The 16,656-nt window shown below is 65.2% G+C and carries 19 protein-coding genes; 16 read left to right on the top strand and 3 right to left on the bottom strand.

The window, feature by feature from the left end; genetic code table 11:
* The first annotated feature begins 7 nt into the window (after positions 1–7).
* From ACVCMJ_RS13275 to hslU, 15 genes are all read left to right on the top strand, one after another.
* Complete coding sequence (locus tag ACVCMJ_RS13275; RefSeq protein ID WP_447081869.1) at positions 8–1,663, top strand: AMP-binding protein; 1,656 nt, start codon at positions 8–10, stop codon at positions 1,661–1,663.
* A gap of 1 nt (position 1,664) precedes the next feature.
* Positions 1,665–2,357: a TetR/AcrR family transcriptional regulator gene (locus ACVCMJ_RS13270; RefSeq protein ID WP_447081868.1), complete on the top strand. Its 693-nt coding sequence runs from the start codon at positions 1,665–1,667 to the stop codon at positions 2,355–2,357.
* A gap of 127 nt (positions 2,358–2,484) precedes the next feature.
* Positions 2,485–3,705, top strand: a complete 1,221-nt coding sequence (locus tag ACVCMJ_RS13265; protein ID WP_447081867.1) for an ABC transporter substrate-binding protein — start codon at positions 2,485–2,487, stop codon at positions 3,703–3,705.
* Between the two features lies 1 nt (position 3,706).
* Positions 3,707–4,579, top strand: coding sequence for a branched-chain amino acid ABC transporter permease (locus ACVCMJ_RS13260; RefSeq protein ID WP_447081866.1), 873 nt, complete (start codon positions 3,707–3,709; stop codon positions 4,577–4,579).
* Positions 4,576–5,535, top strand: coding sequence for a branched-chain amino acid ABC transporter permease (locus ACVCMJ_RS13255; protein WP_447081865.1), 960 nt, complete (start codon positions 4,576–4,578; stop codon positions 5,533–5,535). The genes ACVCMJ_RS13260 and ACVCMJ_RS13255 overlap by 4 nt, the downstream gene beginning before the upstream one ends.
* Entirely contained in the window at positions 5,532–6,311 is a 780-nt protein-coding gene (locus tag ACVCMJ_RS13250; RefSeq protein WP_447081864.1) for an ABC transporter ATP-binding protein, read from the top strand. Before ACVCMJ_RS13255 ends, ACVCMJ_RS13250 begins: the two co-directional genes overlap by 4 nt.
* Entirely contained in the window at positions 6,308–7,009 is a 702-nt protein-coding gene (locus ACVCMJ_RS13245) for an ABC transporter ATP-binding protein (RefSeq protein ID WP_447081863.1), read from the top strand. The genes ACVCMJ_RS13250 and ACVCMJ_RS13245 overlap by 4 nt, the downstream gene beginning before the upstream one ends.
* A 143-nt stretch (positions 7,010–7,152) precedes the next feature.
* Positions 7,153–7,833, top strand: a complete 681-nt coding sequence (locus tag ACVCMJ_RS13240; protein ID WP_447081862.1) for a DUF484 family protein — start codon at positions 7,153–7,155, stop codon at positions 7,831–7,833.
* Positions 7,833–8,873: a tyrosine recombinase XerC gene (gene xerC, locus ACVCMJ_RS13235; protein WP_447081861.1), complete on the top strand. Its 1,041-nt coding sequence runs from the start codon at positions 7,833–7,835 to the stop codon at positions 8,871–8,873. The genes ACVCMJ_RS13240 and xerC overlap by 1 nt, the downstream gene beginning before the upstream one ends.
* 112 nt (positions 8,874–8,985) lie before the next feature.
* Positions 8,986–9,690 carry a c-type cytochrome gene (locus ACVCMJ_RS13230; RefSeq protein ID WP_447081860.1) on the top strand — a complete coding sequence of 235 codons (705 nt, stop codon included), beginning with the start codon at positions 8,986–8,988 and terminating at the stop codon, positions 9,688–9,690.
* Positions 9,690–10,628 carry a c-type cytochrome gene (locus ACVCMJ_RS13225; RefSeq protein ID WP_447081859.1) on the top strand — a complete coding sequence of 313 codons (939 nt, stop codon included), beginning with the start codon at positions 9,690–9,692 and terminating at the stop codon, positions 10,626–10,628. Before ACVCMJ_RS13230 ends, ACVCMJ_RS13225 begins: the two co-directional genes overlap by 1 nt.
* Positions 10,629–10,891: 263 nt before the next feature.
* Entirely contained in the window at positions 10,892–11,989 is a 1,098-nt protein-coding gene (locus tag ACVCMJ_RS13220; protein WP_447081858.1) for a CobW family GTP-binding protein, read from the top strand.
* 30 nt (positions 11,990–12,019) lie between these two features.
* Positions 12,020–12,460 (top strand): RNA polymerase-binding protein DksA, encoded by a 441-nt coding sequence (gene dksA / locus ACVCMJ_RS13215; RefSeq protein ID WP_447081857.1) that lies wholly within the window; start codon positions 12,020–12,022, stop codon positions 12,458–12,460.
* A gap of 155 nt (positions 12,461–12,615) precedes the next feature.
* Entirely contained in the window at positions 12,616–13,149 is a 534-nt protein-coding gene (gene hslV / locus ACVCMJ_RS13210; protein ID WP_447081856.1) for an ATP-dependent protease subunit HslV, read from the top strand.
* 10 nt (positions 13,150–13,159) lie between these two features.
* Positions 13,160–14,491: an ATP-dependent protease ATPase subunit HslU gene (hslU, locus tag ACVCMJ_RS13205; RefSeq protein WP_447081855.1), complete on the top strand. Its 1,332-nt coding sequence runs from the start codon at positions 13,160–13,162 to the stop codon at positions 14,489–14,491.
* A 55-nt stretch (positions 14,492–14,546) separates the two neighbouring features.
* On the opposite strand, the gene ACVCMJ_RS13200 is transcribed toward hslU, so the two are convergent.
* The gene (locus ACVCMJ_RS13200) at positions 14,547–14,840 is read right to left on the bottom strand and encodes a copper-binding protein (RefSeq protein ID WP_447081854.1); all 294 of its coding nucleotides are present in this window, start codon (positions 14,838–14,840) and stop codon (positions 14,547–14,549) included.
* Between the two features lie 102 nt (positions 14,841–14,942).
* On the opposite strand from ACVCMJ_RS13200, the gene ACVCMJ_RS13195 reads away from it, so the two are divergent.
* Positions 14,943–15,491, top strand: coding sequence for a cob(I)yrinic acid a,c-diamide adenosyltransferase (locus tag ACVCMJ_RS13195; protein ID WP_447081853.1), 549 nt, complete (start codon positions 14,943–14,945; stop codon positions 15,489–15,491).
* A gap of 4 nt (positions 15,492–15,495) precedes the next feature.
* On the opposite strand, the gene lipB is transcribed toward ACVCMJ_RS13195, so the two are convergent.
* Together lipB and ACVCMJ_RS13185 are read right to left on the bottom strand one after the other, a co-directional pair.
* A complete protein-coding gene (gene lipB, locus ACVCMJ_RS13190) occupies positions 15,496–16,143 on the bottom strand; it encodes a lipoyl(octanoyl) transferase LipB (protein ID WP_447081852.1) in 648 nt (215 codons plus the stop codon).
* Positions 16,144–16,337: 194 nt separating this feature from the next.
* The gene (locus tag ACVCMJ_RS13185; protein WP_447081851.1) at positions 16,338–16,607 is read right to left on the bottom strand and encodes an HP0495 family protein; all 270 of its coding nucleotides are present in this window, start codon (positions 16,605–16,607) and stop codon (positions 16,338–16,340) included.
* Positions 16,608–16,656 lie beyond the last annotated feature (49 nt).

Below are 16,656 nucleotides of genomic sequence, written 5' to 3'. Positions count from 1 at the left end.
GATTTTCATGGCCACCCACAAATTCGACACTGATCTGGACCGGCAGGTCGCCAATTATTCGCCGCTCACGCCGCTGAGCTTCCTGAAGCGCTCGGCCTGGGTCTTTCCGCACAAGATCGCGGTCAAGGACGACGACGGCGCATTCACCTATGCCCAGCTCTACGATCGCTGCCGACGGATGGCCAGCGCGCTGCAATCGCTGGGCATAGGGCGCAATGACACCGTGTCGGTGCTGTGCTTCAACAGCCACGAACTGCTGGAGAGCCACTATTCCGTCCCCATGGCCGGCGCGGTGCTGAACGCGCTCAACACCCGGCTGGACGCCGCCTCCATCCGCTTCATCCTGCAGCACGGCGAGGCTCGCGCACTGCTTTACGATACCGAATTCGAGCCTTTGGTGGCTGAGGCGGTGAAGGCACTGGAAAACCCGCCGCTGCGCATCGCCATCGCGCACCAGCGGGCCGCAACGCCGGGCCTGGCGGCCTACGACTATGAATCCCTGATCGCGTCGGGAGACCCGGACTTCGACTGGCGGAAGCCGCGCGACGAATGGGACGCCATCTCGCTGTGCTACACCTCGGGCACCACGGGCGACCCCAAGGGCGTGGTCTACCACCATCGCGGGGCCTACCTGTCCGGAATGGGCAACGCCATGGCCTTCAACATGACGCCGGACACCGTGTACCTGTGGACCCTGCCCATGTTCCATTGCAACGGCTGGTGCTACACATGGGCCATCACGGCCGTGGGCGGCACGCACGTATGCCTGCGCAAGGTCCAGTCGCAGGCAGTGCTGGAACGGATCCGCGAGGACCACGTCACGCACATGTGTGGTGCACCTGTGGTCCTGAACCTGCTGGTCAACGATTTCAGCGAGGCCGGCATCAAGCTGCCCGAAAAGGTCCAGTTCGCCGTCGGCGGCGCGGCACCGCCGAACGTCATCATCGCCAAGGCCGGTCCGGTCGGATTCCAGATCACCCACCTGTACGGCCTGACGGAAAGCTACGGTCCCTCCACGGTATGCGTCTGGCAACCCGACTGGGAGGGGCTGGAGCTGGACGACCTGGCCGCGAAGATGGCGCGCCAGGGCGTGGGGCTCTACGCCATGGACGACGTCCAGGTGCTGTCCCGGGAAACGGGAGACCCCGTCCCGGCCGACGGACAGACACTGGGCGAGCTGGCGCACCGGGGGAATACCTTGATGAAGGGCTACCTGAAGAACCCCGCCAGCACCGGGAAGGCCTTCCAGAACGGCTGGTTCCGCACCGGCGATCTGGCGGTGATGCACTCCGACGGCTACGTGGAGGTCAAGGACCGCGCCAAGGACATCATCATCTCGGGTGGTGAAAACATCTCCAGCAAGGAAGTCGAGGACGTCCTCTACCGCCATCCGCGGGTTCTGGAAGCCGCCGTGGTCGCGCGCCCCGACGAACGCTGGGGCGAAGTCCCCTGCGCCTTCGTTTGCCTGAAGGACGGTGGGCCGGCCGTGAGCGAACAGGACATCGTGGACTTCTGCCGCACCGGGATGGCGTCGTACAAGATCCCCAAACAGGTCGTCTTCGGACCGCTGCCCAAGACGTCCACGGGAAAGATCCGCAAGAACATCCTGCGTGATCAGGCGCGTTCACCAACCCGGTCGCCCGACAGCGGCGCGGAGTCCTGACGTGCCCGACGATTTCGAAGGCTTCAAGGCGGGATTGAGCCTGTCCAGGGACGACATCTACAAAGCGCTCCTGCAGGAAAATCATCACCACATCCGCATCAAGAAACCAGCGGTCGCCATTCACGGTCTGGCCAGCATCGTGGAAGCCACGCTGCGCCTGGCGGGTTCCAAGGGTTTTCACGCCATGTCGCTGCGCGACCTGTGCGCCGAGTCGGGGTTCAGCATCGGCGGCATCTATGCCTACATCAAAAACAAGGACGACCTGATTCACCTCATTCAGGACTACGGCTTCCTGCTCACCCGCAAGACCCTGCACACCCGCACGCAGCAAGCGGCGCCCGGCGTGGAAAGGCTGCGGGCCGCCATACGCACGCACCTGTTCCTGAGCGAAATGATGCCGGACTGGTTCAGCTTCTCCTTCATGGAAGCGCGCCATCTGCCGCCCGCCGAAAGACAGAAGGCCGTGCAGGCGGCACGAGAGATCGAGGACATCTTCTTCGACATCTTGCAGGAGGGCATGGCCATCGGCGCCTTCCGCGCCGTCGACGCAAGGATGGTCGCTTCGCTCACCAAGGCACTGATGCAGGACTGGTATCTCAAACGCAGCAAATACCGCCGCCAGGAGATCGACGTGAATACCTACGCACGCTCCGTCTGCGACCTGCTGGAGTCCTATCTGCAGGGCCCGCCTTGAATCTTTGACTTTACCGAACAAGTGTTTTACATTTTTCCCACAACATGAGGCCGTGTCCATAGCGGCCCCCCTTTCACGGCCCGGCGGGCACACGCCGGCCGCCAGTGCAAAGTCCGAGGAGACAATCATGAAGAAGCTTTCACCGACCAAGGTGCTGGGTGCGCTCGCCATCGCAGGTCTGCTGGCCAGCTCCCCCGCCCAAGCCCAGGATCCTATCCGTATCGGCGGCATCTACCTGATGTCCGGCAGCGCGGCCACCTACGGCGAATTCGCCAAGCAGGGCGCGACGCTCGCCATCGACGAGGTCAACGCCAAGGGCGGCGTGCTGGGCCGCCAGCTGCACCTGCAGCTCGAAGACGGCCAGGGCAAGGCGGCCACGGCCATCCAGGTCGCACGCAAGATGGTCTACCAGGACAAGGTCGACCTGATGATGGGGCTGGACAGCTCGGGCGTGGCCCAGGGCCTGGTGCCGGTGCTGCCGGAGCTCGGCAAACCCTTCATCATCACGCACGCCGCCACGCCGGACGTGACCGGCAAGCTCTGCAACAAATACACCTTCCGCGACAGCGTGAACGTTGCGCAGATGATGGCGGGCGGCGCGGAAATCGCCGCCCAGACCGGAGCGGTCAAATGGACCACCATCGGGCCGGACTACGCCTTCGGCCACCAGTCCTGGGAGTATTTCAGCACCAACCTGAAAGCCCACAATCCCAAGGTCGTGCTCATGAGCGACCAGCTTGCCTTCCCGCGCTTTGGCGCCGAGGACTACACGCCCTTCATCAGCAGCGTCGTGCAAAGCAAACCCGACGGCGTGCTGATTTCACTCTGGGGCGGCGATCTGGTGAATTTCGTGCGCCAGGCCAACGAACGAGGCTTCTTCAAGCAAGGCTACAAGATCTTCATGAACGTGGGCGCCGCGACCGAGGTCCTGACGGCCCTCGGCGACCAGATGCCCGAGAATGTCTGGCTGGGCACGCGCTACTGGTATGCGTCGTGGGATACCCCGATGAACAAGCATTTCGTCGAAGCCTACAAGAAAGCCTACAACCACCCGCCCAGCTATAACGCCGAAGGCGCCTACACCGCGATCTATGCATTCAAGGCCGCCCTCGAAAAGGCCGGATCCGTGGACAGCGACAAGATCATCAACGCACTGTCCGGGATGACCATGCAGGCCCCCACGGGCGACCTGACCTTCCGCAAGGAAGACCATCAGGCGCTCATTGGACCGACGTGGGGTTTGACCGGCGCCATGAACACCGCCGACAAGATCCGCTCGCTCACGCAGATCCACAACTTCGACGGCACAAAGGTCACGCCTCCCGTCGATCCCGCCTGCAAGCTCTGACATGGGCGGCCTCGGCCTGGCGCTGCTGAACAGCCTGGACATAGGCCTGCTGCTTTTCATCATCGCAGTGGGCCTGAACATCGTCTTCGGCGTGCTCAACGTCATCAACTTCGCGCACGGCTCGCTCTACATGCTGGGCGCGTACCTGGCGTACGCCAGCATCGTCGGCCTGGGGATGCCCTTCTGGCTGACGCTGCTGCTCGCGCCGCTGGTGGTGGCTGTCCTGGCGGTGGCCATCGACCGGGGCATGCTGCGCTTCATCTACCAGCGTGAAGTCACCGACAGCCTGCTGCTGACCTTCGCCCTGTTGCTGATCCTGAACGAGTCCACCCGGCTCATCTGGGGGCCGGGCATTCACATCATCGATCCGCCCGCGCTGCTGCAAGGCGCCATTCATCTGGGCGGCGAACTCAGCTATCCGCGCTACAGCGCGTTCGTACTGGCCATGGGAGCGCTGACGCTGCTGGGTCTGTGGCTGCTGTTCAACCGAACCCGCATCGGCAAGATCATGCGCGCGGCCGCGCTGGACCGCGAAATGGCCCAGGTGCTATGCATCAACACGCGTCTGGTCATCACCGGCGCTTTCGCCTTCGGCGCCTGGCTCGCCGCCGTGGGCGGCGTGGTGGCGGCGCCCATGCGCGCCATCGACCCGGGCATGGGCGACAAGATCATCATCGAAAGCTTCATCGTGGTGGTGATCGGCGGCCTGGGCAGCTTTCCCGGCGCGCTGCTGGGCGCCATCGTCCTGGGTCTCATTCACGGCCTGGGCGGGCGCTACCTGCCGGAAATCAATCTGGTGCTGCCGTTCATCGGCATGGCGCTGGTGCTGCTCATCAAGCCTTACGGTCTGCTCGGCCCCAGGAGATCGGCATGAACACGCTCACCGGGCGGACAGGGCTCGCGATCCTGCTGGCGGCGCTGATCGCGCTGCCGTGGATCGCCCCGTTCTTCTACATCTTCATCGCCACCCAGATCCTGATCCTGGGGCTGCTCGCGGCCAGTTTCAACCTGATCTTCGGCTACACGGGGATGCTGAGCTTCGGGCACGCCGCGTTCTATGGCATCGGCGCCTATGCGACTGCCATGCTGCTGCAGTCGCTGCACTGGCCGCTGCTGGCGTGCCTGCTGGTGTCATTCCTGGCCGGCACGATTCTCGCGCTGGTCATCGGCTTTTTCTGCGTGCGCCTGGATCAGGTGTACTTTGCCATGCTGACCCTGGCCTTCGGCATGATGGTGTTCGGCGTCGTGCACCAGTGGCGCTCCGTCACCAACGGCAGCGACGGGATCTCGGGCTTCACGGTGGGCTCGCTGGGGCTGGGAATCAAAGTCACATTGGGCAATCCCGCCGTGTATTACCACGTGGTGCTCGCCATCGTGGTGATTGCCGGCCTCGTCCTGTACCGGATCTGCGGTTCGTCCTTCGGCATGATCCTGCGCGCCATTCGCCAGAATCCGGAACGGGTGGCATTCTGCGGGCTCAATGTCCGCCGCTACCGGCTGGCGGCGTTCACGATCGCGGGCGGATTCGCGGGCCTGGCGGGCGGGCTGATGGCCCCCTTCCTGCGCATCGCCAGCCCGGAGCTCGCCCACTGGAGCATGTCGGCCGAGCCCGTGCTGATGACGATCCTGGGCGGCAGCGGCTACTTTCTCGGGCCGTTCCTGGGCGCCGGGATCTTCGTCCTGCTGGAAACCTGGATCACCAGCCTCACCCAGGCCTGGATGCTGTTCCTGGGGATCATCCTCGCCCTCATGGTGATGTTCTTCCGCGGAGGCGTCCTCGGCACCCTCATCAGCGCCCTGCCGACGCGCCACCGCAGGGCTGAGCCATGACATCCGATTGCATCCTGCGCGTCCAGGGCCTGAACAAGCACTTTGGCGGCGTCAAGGCCGTGACCGGCATCGACCTGGACGTCCGCACCGGCGAGACCCTGGCCATCATCGGCCCCAACGGCGCCGGCAAGACCACTTTCTACAATCTGCTTTCCGGGCGCCTGGTACCCAGCAGCGGCAGCATCCAGTTCAAGGGCCGCGACATCACCGGCCTGCCGCCGCACGTCATCAGCCGGCTGGGGATTTCACGGTCCTTCCAGATCAACAACATCTTCACGGAAATGACCGTGCGCGAGAATGTGGAAGTCGCCGTCACCGCGCAACGCCGCGAAAGCTGGCGCTGGGCCAATCGGGCAGCGGTGAACGCGGCCGTCCAGGAGGACGCGGACGCACTGCTCGCGGAACTGTCGCTGGCCCATCTGTCCGAACGCGTGGCGGGCACCATCAGCTACGGCGACAAGCGCCTGGTGGAAATTGCCATGGTGCTGGCCACCCGCCCGGAGCTCGTGCTGCTGGACGAGCCCACTGCCGGGATGACCCCCGACGAAACGGGCCGGGTCGTGGAACTGGTCCGCACTCTGGCCCGCACCGATCACTACACCTTCCTGGTCACGGAACACGACATGCGAGTGGTGTTCGACCTGGCCGACCGCATCCTCGTCATGCACCACGGCAGCCGCCTGATCCTGGACGCGCCGGCCGCCGTGCGCGCCGATCCCGAAGTGCGCCGCGCCTACCTGGGCGACGAAGCCGCCGACATGATGGAGGCGGCATGATCCTGGACGTCCGGAACATCCACACCTACTACGGTGAAAGTCACGCCCTGCAGGGCGTCTCCCTGTCCCTGGCAGCCGGCGAAACCGTCTGCCTGCTGGGGCGCAACGGCGCCGGCAAGAGCACGACGCTGCGCAGCATCATGGGACTCACCCCTCCGCGCGAAGGTCAGGTTCTGTTCGACGGCCAGGATATCGCCGGTCAGCCCACCTGGCGCATTGCCCGCCTGGGCATCGGGCTGGTGCCTGAAGACCGGCGCATCTTCCCCACGCTCACCGTGCGCGAGAACCTGGAGATCAGCGAATACCACCGGCCCGGCGCACCCCGCGCCTGGACCGTGGAACGCATCTTCGACCGCTATCCCATGCTCGCGGAACTGGCCAACCGGGACGGCGGCCATCTGTCGGGCGGCCAGCAGCAGATGCTGGCCGTGGCGCGCTCACTCATGAGCGAGCCGCGGGTGCTGCTGCTGGACGAACCCAACGAGGGCCTGGCACCCGTCATCGTTCAGCAAATCGGCCGACTGATCGACGAACTGTCCAAGACCACGACCATCCTGTTCACTGATCAAAGCGTGCACTTCGCGCTGCGCCATGCCCGGCGCGCCTACATTCTGGAAAAGGGCCGCATCGTTCACACGGCCGACAGCGAGGACCTGTTGCGGGATACGGAGACGCAGCACCGGTATCTCTCGGTGTAGCGGCCCCTGAATGACGAACAAGGCCGCCGCGTTCGCCATCTCTGGCTCCGCTTCGCGCTTTGCCCGATAATTCCTCCACCAGCCCGCATACGGCCGGGTGCAGCACCCATGACCGGTGCCCTCTTTTCTCGAACGGAAGCCTCATGACCCATGATGACCTGACCGCCCAGACCATCGCAGACTATCTGACCCAGAACCCCGACTTCTTCGAGGCGCATGCCGACGTGTTCGCCAACTTGAGCGTGCCGCACCCCAATCAGGCGCGCGCCATCTCGCTGGGCGAGCGCCAGATCCTGACGCTGCGGACCCGGCTGCGTGAACACGAACTGCGGCTGAAGCAGCTGCTGCAGAACGCCGGCAGCAACGAACGCATCAACCTGGACCTCATGCAATGGTGCGCGCGCATGCTGGCGGAACCCGACGCCGGCCAGATTCCGGCACACATCATCCGGAGTCTGAGCGACCAATTCGACCTGACCGCAATCGCGCTGAGGCTATGGGACCTGCCCGGGCTCGCGCACAGCGAATTCACCGAGGATGTCACCCCCACGATCCGCGCGTTCGCCAAGGAACTCCAGCAGCCTTACTGCGGCCCGCACCAGCAGCAGGAAGCCGCCACATGGCTGGGCTCGGGGCCCGCCTCACTGGCCATCCTGCCGCTGCGCACCGCGTCCGGCGCGGACCCCGTCGGACTCCTGGTCATGGGGTCGGACGACGCACAACGATTCACCCCGGACATGGGCACCACGTTCCTGGAGCTGATCGGCACACTGGCGGGCGCCGCACTGGGCAGGCTCGCCGCGCCCGTCCCCGAGGCCGCCTAGTGTCCACGCCGGAAAACCCGCGCGAAGATCGGTCCGACGCCCCGGGAGCCGCGAGTGCCGGCCGATCCCCGGGGGCTGCCGGCACTCCATCCGACGCCGGGCTCGTGGAATCGTGGCTCAGGGAGCTCGGTGCACAGCAACGCTACTCGGAACACACCGTGGCGGCCTACCGGCGCGATCTGCACGCACTGCAAACCTGCTTTCCGGAACAATCGCTGGACTCGCTGGGCGAGCTGAACATTCGCCAAGCCCTGGCCCGCCTGCATGCGCAAGGCCACGAGCCGCGCAGCCTGGCGCGGGCGCTGTCGGCCTGGCGCAGTTTCTTCGAGTGGCGGGCGCCCGCCGCCGGGCTGTCCCGCAACCCGGCCCACGGCATACGCGCCCCCAAGATCCCGCGCAGCCTGCCCAAGGCGTTGTCGGTCGACCAGGCTCAGGCATTGCTGGACCGCACTCAACTCCCTCCCGCCAACACGCCGGTCGAGCGGCGCGACATGGCCATGTTCGAGGTGCTGTACTCCAGCGGGCTGCGCCTGTCGGAACTGGTCAGCCTGGACTGGCGGCCCGTGCACGAATCGGGGTACACGTCACAGAGCTGGATCCAGATCCCCGAGGCCGAGGCCACCGTGCTGGGCAAGGGCCACAAGACCCGAACCGTGCCGCTGGGGCGCCACGCCATCGCCGCGATCCAGCAGTGGCTCGACGTCCGCGACCGACTGCTGCGGCCCGAGCCGGATGCCGACACGCGGGCCGCGCTGTTCCTGGGTGCCCGCGGGCGGCGCATCAGCCCGCGCGTGGTCGAACTCCAGCTCCAGGCTCTGGCCCGGAAGGTGGGCCTGCCGCTGCACGTGCATCCCCACAGCCTCCGCCACAGTTTCGCCAGCCATCTGCTGCAATCGGCCCACGACCTGCGCGCCGTCCAGGAACTGCTGGGCCACGCCAACATTTCCACGACCCAGATCTACACCCGGCTGGATTTCCAGCACCTGGCCGCCACCTACGACCAGGCTCACCCGCGCGCGCATCGCACCAGCAAGGACTGAGCGACAAACCCGGTAACCTTTTCGGGCCGCTGCTGGAACCCGCGCGTGTGATGGTGCCCCGCCACTTGTCCGATAATGGCTTCACCACGAGACGAACCGGGAGACGCGCGACATGATTTCCTCAAACCGATGCCGACGCAGACTCCTGGGCTCTCTGATGGCCGGCGGCGCGCTGCTGGTCGCGGGGCTGGCTCAGGCGGCATCACCGGCCGTCGACGCCGGCAAGCAGATCTACACCCAGGGCGCGACCGGCGTCACGGCCTGCATCACCTGCCACGGCGCACAGGGCGAAGGCATGGCGGCAGCCAATTTCCCGTTCCTGGCCGGCCAGGGTGCGGACTATCTGTCGGCCCAGCTTCAGGCATTCGCCGACGGATCACGCGTCAATCCCATCATGAAACCCATCGCCACCGCGCTGACATCCGCGCAGCGCGCCGCCGTGGTCGCCTACATCCGCACGCTGCCCGCCCCTTGGGATGCGGACAAGCTCGCGGCACAAGTCAACACACAGCCGAATGCACAGGATGCCGGCGCCTGGATCGCCAACCGGGGGGACTGGGCGCAACAGATTCCGGCCTGTATCCAGTGCCATGCGCCCGGTGGCATCGGAGTCGGGCCGCACTTTCCCGCCCTCGCGGGACTGAGCAAGACCTATATCGTGGAACAGTTCACGCAATGGCGGGCCGGGCAACGCCCCGGCGGACCCCAGGGCCTGATGAGCGGCATCGCCAAGCGCATGAACGACGCACAGATCGCCGCAGTGGCGGACTATTTCTCCGCCCTGCCCCAGGCGGCATCCGGCAAAGGAGCGAAATAATGGCTACACGACTCATTGCGGCCGCGCTCGCCACCGGGACGCTGGCGCTGGCCCTGGGAACGACGGGCACCGCCCAGGCCGCATCGGACGCGCCCGCGTTCACCCCACCCGCGGCCGACGCGATTCCGAGCGGGGCCTTCGGCGATGCGGTACGCCACGGCCAGGACATTTTCCTGAATCCGAAAAAATTCGCCGGACAATACGTGGGCAACTCCATGAATTGCGCGAGCTGTCACCTGGATGCGGGCCGCAAGGCCGGTTCAGCGCCGCTGTGGGCGGCCTACGTGCTCTACCCGGCTTACCGGTCGAAGAACGGCCACGTCAACACGCTGGCTGAACGGCTTCAGGGCTGTTTCCTCTACAGCATGAACGGCCGCATGCCGCCGGCCGACAGCAGAACCATCATGTCGCTCGAGAGCTACATGTACTGGATGGCCAAAGGCGCCCCCACCGGGGTCAAGCTGGCCGGCCAGGGATTCCCGGAACTGGCGAAACCCGCGCAGCCGGCGGATTACGTGCGCGGCCAGAAGGTCTATACCCAGCATTGCGCGCTGTGCCACGACGCCGAGGGCAAGGGCCAGCAGGACGCTTCCGGACACACGGTATTCCCGGCATTGTGGGGCGACGACTCCTACAATTGGGGTGCCGGCATGCATTCCATCAAGACGGCGGCCGCCTTCATCCATGCCAACATGCCGCTCAGCCAGGGAGGCACCCTGAGCGAACAGGAAGCCTGGGACGTGGCCTACTTCATCAACGCACACGACCGGCCGCAAGATCCGCGCTTCGCCGGCAACCTCCAGGCCACCACCAAGGCGCACCACGGGGGCCCGGACGATCTCTACGGCCAGACCGTGAACGGCGTGACGCTGGGGGCGCATTCCAAACCCTCGACCAGTACGCTGCCCGATCGGGCGGAACAGCAGGTCGGGAACTGACGAGGCCTGCGCATCACTCCGCCCATAAGGCCCCCCGTTCCGATGCCATGAGCCGGCATGGCGGTCCGGCAGGGCCCATGGCCGGTCCACGCGGACAGGCGCAGGCGGCGCGTGCCGCAGGCCCCGCCGAGCCGTCAAACAGGCATGAACGTGCAGCAAGTTTGCCCAAACCCCCAGGCTATGATGTAATCATCTGCTAGCTTTTATCGCGCCGGATGGCTTCGGTCGAAGCCATCTTCGTGGGCGCGACGCAGAGATCCTTCATGAACGCCGCAAATCCATCCCCTTCCGTTGACACATTGATTCCCGTGACTGTCCTCACGGGCTTTCTGGGCGCAGGCAAGACCACGCTGCTGCGCCGCATTCTCACCGAATATCACGGCCAGCGCATCGCCGTGATCGAAAACGAATTCGGCGAGGAAAACATCGACAACGATGTCCTGGTGCAGGACAGCGAAGAACAGATCGTGCAACTGAGCAATGGCTGCGTCTGCTGCACGGTTCGGGGGGATCTGGTGCGGGCCTTGAACGACCTGGCCGTACAACGGGAAGCCGGGGCGCTGCGCTTTGACCGCGTCATCATCGAAACCACCGGCATGGCGAACCCCGGGCCGGTGTGCCAGACGTTCTTCATGGACGACGACATCGCCGAAACCTACAGGCTGGATGCCGTCATTACAGTCGTGGACGCCAAGCATGGCATGGCCACGCTGGACCGCCAGGAAGAAGCCCAAAGCCAGGTCGGCTTCGCCGACCGCATCCTGATCTCGAAACGGGATCTGGTCAACGAGGCCGACTACGAAGCACTGCGGGCACGACTCATGCACATCAACCCGCGGGCCAGCATTGCCCCCGTGCATTTCGGCGAAACGGATCTGCGGACGCTGCTGGACGTCAGCGGGTTCAACATCGACGACATCCTGAACATCGACCCGGAGTTCCTGAACGAACAAGACCACGACCACGACCACGAGCACCATCACCACGATCATGAACACGACGACGAAGACGGCCACGAGTGCGGACCGAACTGCAACCACGACCATCATCACGCGCATCACGATGACGCGATCGGGTCGTTCCTGTTTCGTTCGGACCGCGCCTTCGACCCCGAGCGGCTGGAAGACTTCCTGTCCGGCATCGTCCAGGTCTACGGCACCGATCTGCTGCGCTACAAAGGCATTCTCTACATCAAGGGCGTCAAGAGGCGCATGGTATTCCAGGGCGTGCACATGCTCATGGGCGCCGAACCCGGCAAGGCTTGGCAAGCCAGTGAAAAACCGAATACACGCATGGTCTTCATCGGCCGTAAACTGCCCCGGGACATCTTCACCCAGGGACTCGAACAATGCCTGGCTTGAATGAGCCAGGCAAACCAAGAGGGACGCAACATGGCTAGCAAATCCAGCACAAAATCTCCGGTCCGGGTGCTGACCGAAAAGGAACTGTTGGCGATGCCGGAAAAGGACTACATGAACGAAGCCCAGCTCGCGTTCTTCCGGGAACGACTGCACCAGCTCGAACACGAAATCCTCACCAATGCAGGCGCCACGACCGAAAACCTGCGCGAAACCCAATATGTGCCGGATCCCGCCGACCGCGCGACGATCGAAGAAGAGCACGCGCTGGAACTGCGCACGCGAGACCGCGAACGCAAACTGCTGAAAAAGGTCCAGCAGTCCATCTCGCGCATCGACGCGGGCGAATACGGCTATTGCGAGGAAACCGGCGAACCCATCGGCATTGCCCGCCTGCTGGCGCGGCCGACGGCCACCTTGTCGCTCGAAGCCCAGGAACGCCGCGAAATGCGCCAGAAGCTCTACGGCGACTGACGGCCGACACAGGTCATCCGGCGGCCCCCAGGACCGCCGCGTTCCGCAACGTCGATCCGCCCCATCGCGGGCGGATGACGACACGCGCCATCTCCGCGCTCTCTTGAATTCCCCCCGCCCGTCTCCATATGATGTTCTCAATACTCGAGAGCCCTATGGAACAATTTCACGCCACCACGATCGTCTCCGTACGCCGTGGAGACACGGTCGCCCTGGGGGGCGATGGCCAGGTCACGCTCGGCAATATCGTCATCAAAGGCACGGCCCGCAAGATCCGCCGCCTCTATCACGACAAGGTGCTCGCCGGCTTCGCCGGGGCCACCGCCGATGCCTTCACCCTGCAGGAGCGCTTCGAAGCCAAGCTCGAAAAACACCAGGGGCACCTGATGCGCGCCGCTGTGGAGCTGACCCGCGACTGGCGCACGGATCGCGTGCTGCGCCGGCTTGAAGCCATGCTCATCGTGGCCGACCAGGAACACACGCTGATCCTGAGCGGCAACGGCGACGTGCTGGAACCCGAGCACGGCATCGCCGCCATCGGATCAGGCGGCGCCTACGCGCAGTCCGCGGCCCGGGCCCTGCTCGAGCACACCGAGATGCCCCCCGCCGAGATCGTGAAAAAGTCTCTGGAAATCGCGGGCGACCTGTGCATCTACACCAACCAGAATCACATCGTCGAAACCCTATAGGCCGCAGCACATGTCCGCCACCAATATGACCCCCAAGGAAATCGTCTCGGAACTGGACAAGCACATCGTCGGCCAGGACCGGGCAAAACGTTCCGTCGCCGTGGCGCTGCGCAACCGCTGGCGCCGCCAGCAGGTCGCCGAGCCTCTGCGCCACGAGATCGTGCCCAAGAACATCCTGATGATAGGCCCCACCGGGGTGGGCAAGACCGAGATTGCCCGCCGGCTGGCGCGGCTGGCCAATGCACCGTTCATCAAGATCGAGGCCACCAAGTTCACCGAGGTGGGGTACGTGGGCCGCGACGTGGACACCATCGTCCGCGACCTGATCGAGGTGGCCGTCAAGCAGACGCGCGAAAGCGCCACGCGCCAGGTGCGCACCCAGGCCGAGGACGCCGCGGAGGATCGTATCCTGGACGCCCTGCTGCCCCCGCCGCGCAACACCCGCGGCGAACCCGAACGGGAAGAGAACAACACCCGCCAGGTCTTTCGCAAGCGGCTGCGCGAGGGCAAGCTCGACGACACCGAGGTCGACGTCGAAGTCGCACAGACTGCACCGCACATGGAGATCATGGCCCCCCCGGGCATGGAGGAAATGACGGAGCAGTTGCGCGGCATGTTCGCCGGCCTGTCCCAGGGCAAGACCAAATCGCGCAGGATCACCGTCAAGGAAGCCTTCCGCCTGATCACCGAGGAAGAAGCGGCGCGCCGCATCAACGAAGAAGAGCTGCGCACGCAGGCAATCACGTTGGCGGAGCAGCACGGCATCGTGTTCCTGGACGAGATCGACAAAATCGCCGCCCGCCAGGAACATGGGGGCGCGGATGTGTCACGCCAGGGCGTGCAACGGGACCTGCTGCCCCTGGTGGAGGGCACGACCGTCAACACCAAGTACGGCACGGTGAAGACCGACCATATTCTGTTCATCGCATCGGGCGCCTTCCACCTGTCGCGGCCCTCCGACCTGATCCCGGAACTGCAGGGGCGATTTCCCATCCGGGTGGAGCTGGACTCGCTGACGGCCGAGGACTTCGTGCGCATCCTGAGCGCCACCGACGCGTCGCTCACCAAGCAATACGCCGCGTTGATGGCGACGGAAGACGTGACGCTGGACTTTCACGAAGACGGCGTGCGGCGCCTGGCGGAGCTCGCGTTCGACGTCAACGAGACCACCGAAAACATCGGTGCGCGGCGCCTGTATACCGTGATGGAGAAATTGCTGGAGGATCTGTCGTTCGAGGCGGCCAGCCCTGGTGAACAGACCGTGGTGATCGACGCCGCGTACGTGGACGCAAAGCTGTCGGAGACCGCAAGCCGGCAGGATCTGGCCCGCTACGTGCTGTAGACCGAAGCCCGCGCCTTCGCTATCGGCGGACGGGGGCAGGCGCCATGCGCATGCCCTATTTCGAGAGTTCGAGGATGCGATACTGGCCGTCGGCCCGCTCGGCCGTGAAGCTGACGTGATCGCCGGCGGCGATGCCCTTCAGCAGCGCGGACGGGGCGTGATAGACCAACGTCATGGCGGGCAGATCCAGCCTCGGTATCGCACCGTGCCGGATCGCGATCTTGCCCTGGGCGGCATTGACGCGTACGACGGTCCCGTCGGCTTGCGCCTGGACGGGCTGCGCGGCCGCTGCTACGGCGGGTGCTCCTGCAACAGCCACCGCCAGCATGCCTATGAATGAAGAATGCATGGACTAAACTCCTTGACTGGTTCAAGCATAACGCGGTTTGCGCCACGAACATGCGCCGCCACAACCGGCGACGCGTGACCGCCACCCACCGGAAATCCCGCCATGTCGATACGCGTCTCCATCGTCAGCACCCGAACCGGGGATGACGGCACCACGAGCCTGGGCGACAAGACCCGGGTGGCCAAGGACGCTGCGCGCATCGTCGCTCTGGGCGAAGTGGACGAGCTCAACAGCGCCATCGGTCTATGGCGCACTCACCCGCTGCCACCCGACACGGACGCGCTGCTCGATCAGATTCAGCAGGACCTGTTCGATCTGGGCGGCGAATTATGCATTCCCGGGACACAGGTGATGCAGGCTTCCCAAGTCGCCCGCCTGGACCAGGCACTGAAGCATTACAACGCCACGCTGCCCCCGCTGGCCGAATTCATTTTGCCCGGGGGCTGCCCCGCCGCTGCCCATGCCCATATGGCGCGCACCATCGCGCGCCGCGCCGAACGTTCCGTGGTGACCCTGGGGCGCGGCGAGACCGTCAACGCCTGCGTCCTGCATTACCTGAACAGGCTCTCGGACCTGTTTTTCGTTCTGGCGCGTGTCCTGAACCGCGAAGCCGGAAGCCCCGACGTGCTCTGGCGCGGGCCGCGGCGCTAGCCTCCTACGGGCGCGCCGACCAGGCTGCCGCAAATTCCCGCGCCAGCGCCTCACCGGTCGCGGCCAGATCAGCCGCCACTCCGCAGGATCGCATGTCCACGGTCTGCAGACCAGCATAGCCGCATGGGTTGATTCCCAGAAACGGCGCCAGATCCATGTCCACGTTCAGCGCCACACCATGGTAGGCGCAGCCCCGGCGCACCTTCACGCCGAGAGCGGCGATCTTGGCGAGCGCATCGCCATGGCCCTCGGCCAGCGCCGTCTGCGGCACGTAGACCCCGGGCGCTCCGGGCTTGCGGCAGGGATCCCGCACGCCGGCCCGCGCCAGCACTTCCAGCACCGAGGATTCCAGCAACCGGACAAAATCCTTGACGAACACGCCCCGCCGGCGCAGATCCACCAGCGTGTACAGCACGACCTGCCCGGGGCCGTGGTAGGTGACCTGGCCCCCCCGGTTGCAATGCACCACCGGGATACCGTGCGGATTCAGGACGTGCGACTCGAGCCCCGCCTGGCCCAGCGTGTACACGGGCGCGTGCTCCACCAGCCAAAGCTCGTCGGGCGTGTCGGCCGTGCGCTGCTCGGTGAAATCCTGCATGGCCTGCCAGACCGGGACATAGGGTGCCGGCCGATCCCACCAGCGGACGCGCATGGCAGGGGTTCCATTTTCTTGAAGGTGGGACACTAGTGTCCCGCTCGGTTGGTTTGTGTCCTTGAATTCGGATGCATGCGCCATCCAGACAAGGCGCGAACCGCAGTGATAGCAAGGGCTATCACGAGGATTTGCAACGCAGTATGGGGGGCACAGGCGCCGAATTCAAACATCAGGATCAACCGAACGGGACACTAGAGCACCACGGACACCATCTTGTGACCATGCAGGGCACGGTACAGATCGTCGAGCTGGGCGCGGGAGTGCACGCGCACCGTCAGGGTGAGCCCGAGATACTTGCCGCCGGAACTCGGGCGGACCTCGACGGAGTCCGGATCGAACCCCGGATCGAACTCGCGCACGACCCGCACAATGGCTTCCCGGAAGCCATCCTGGGCGAGGCCCATGACCTTGATGGGGAAATCGCAGGGATAGACGATCAGGGATTCGGATGAAATCGGCATGGCGCAATCAGACGGGACCGCACCGGCCGCCGCCGACGGCGTGCGGCCG

The organism is Castellaniella sp. UC4447_H14 (assembly GCF_052978285.1).
The sequence above is the reverse complement of the archived record's forward strand: the minus strand, read 5'-3'. Positions and strand labels throughout refer to the sequence as shown.

Bases quoted from the DNA above. Each gene is read 5' to 3' on its own strand.
- ACVCMJ_RS13275 (WP_447081869.1), top strand. From the start codon at position 8: ATGGCCACCCACAAATTCGACACTGATCTGGACCGGCAGGTCGCCAAT.
- ACVCMJ_RS13265 (WP_447081867.1), top strand. From the start codon at position 2,485: ATGAAGAAGCTTTCACCGACCAAGGTGCTGGGTGCGCTCGCCATCGCA.
- ACVCMJ_RS13260 (WP_447081866.1), top strand. From the start codon at position 3,707: ATGGGCGGCCTCGGCCTGGCGCTGCTGAACAGCCTGGACATAGGCCTG.
- ACVCMJ_RS13255 (WP_447081865.1), top strand. From the start codon at position 4,576: ATGAACACGCTCACCGGGCGGACAGGGCTCGCGATCCTGCTGGCGGCG.
- ACVCMJ_RS13250 (WP_447081864.1), top strand. From the start codon at position 5,532: ATGACATCCGATTGCATCCTGCGCGTCCAGGGCCTGAACAAGCACTTT.
- ACVCMJ_RS13245 (WP_447081863.1), top strand. From the start codon at position 6,308: ATGATCCTGGACGTCCGGAACATCCACACCTACTACGGTGAAAGTCAC.
- ACVCMJ_RS13240 (WP_447081862.1), top strand. From the start codon at position 7,153: ATGACCCATGATGACCTGACCGCCCAGACCATCGCAGACTATCTGACC.
- ACVCMJ_RS13230 (WP_447081860.1), top strand. From the start codon at position 8,986: ATGATTTCCTCAAACCGATGCCGACGCAGACTCCTGGGCTCTCTGATG.
- ACVCMJ_RS13225 (WP_447081859.1), top strand. From the start codon at position 9,690: ATGGCTACACGACTCATTGCGGCCGCGCTCGCCACCGGGACGCTGGCG.
- ACVCMJ_RS13220 (WP_447081858.1), top strand. From the start codon at position 10,892: ATGAACGCCGCAAATCCATCCCCTTCCGTTGACACATTGATTCCCGTG.
- dksA (WP_447081857.1), top strand. From the start codon at position 12,020: ATGGCTAGCAAATCCAGCACAAAATCTCCGGTCCGGGTGCTGACCGAA.
- hslV (WP_447081856.1), top strand. From the start codon at position 12,616: ATGGAACAATTTCACGCCACCACGATCGTCTCCGTACGCCGTGGAGAC.
- hslU (WP_447081855.1), top strand. From the start codon at position 13,160: ATGTCCGCCACCAATATGACCCCCAAGGAAATCGTCTCGGAACTGGAC.
- ACVCMJ_RS13200 (WP_447081854.1), bottom strand. From the start codon at position 14,840: ATGCATTCTTCATTCATAGGCATGCTGGCGGTGGCTGTTGCAGGAGCA.
- ACVCMJ_RS13195 (WP_447081853.1), top strand. From the start codon at position 14,943: ATGTCGATACGCGTCTCCATCGTCAGCACCCGAACCGGGGATGACGGC.
- lipB (WP_447081852.1), bottom strand. From the start codon at position 16,143: ATGCGCGTCCGCTGGTGGGATCGGCCGGCACCCTATGTCCCGGTCTGG.
- ACVCMJ_RS13185 (WP_447081851.1), bottom strand. From the start codon at position 16,607: ATGCCGATTTCATCCGAATCCCTGATCGTCTATCCCTGCGATTTCCCC.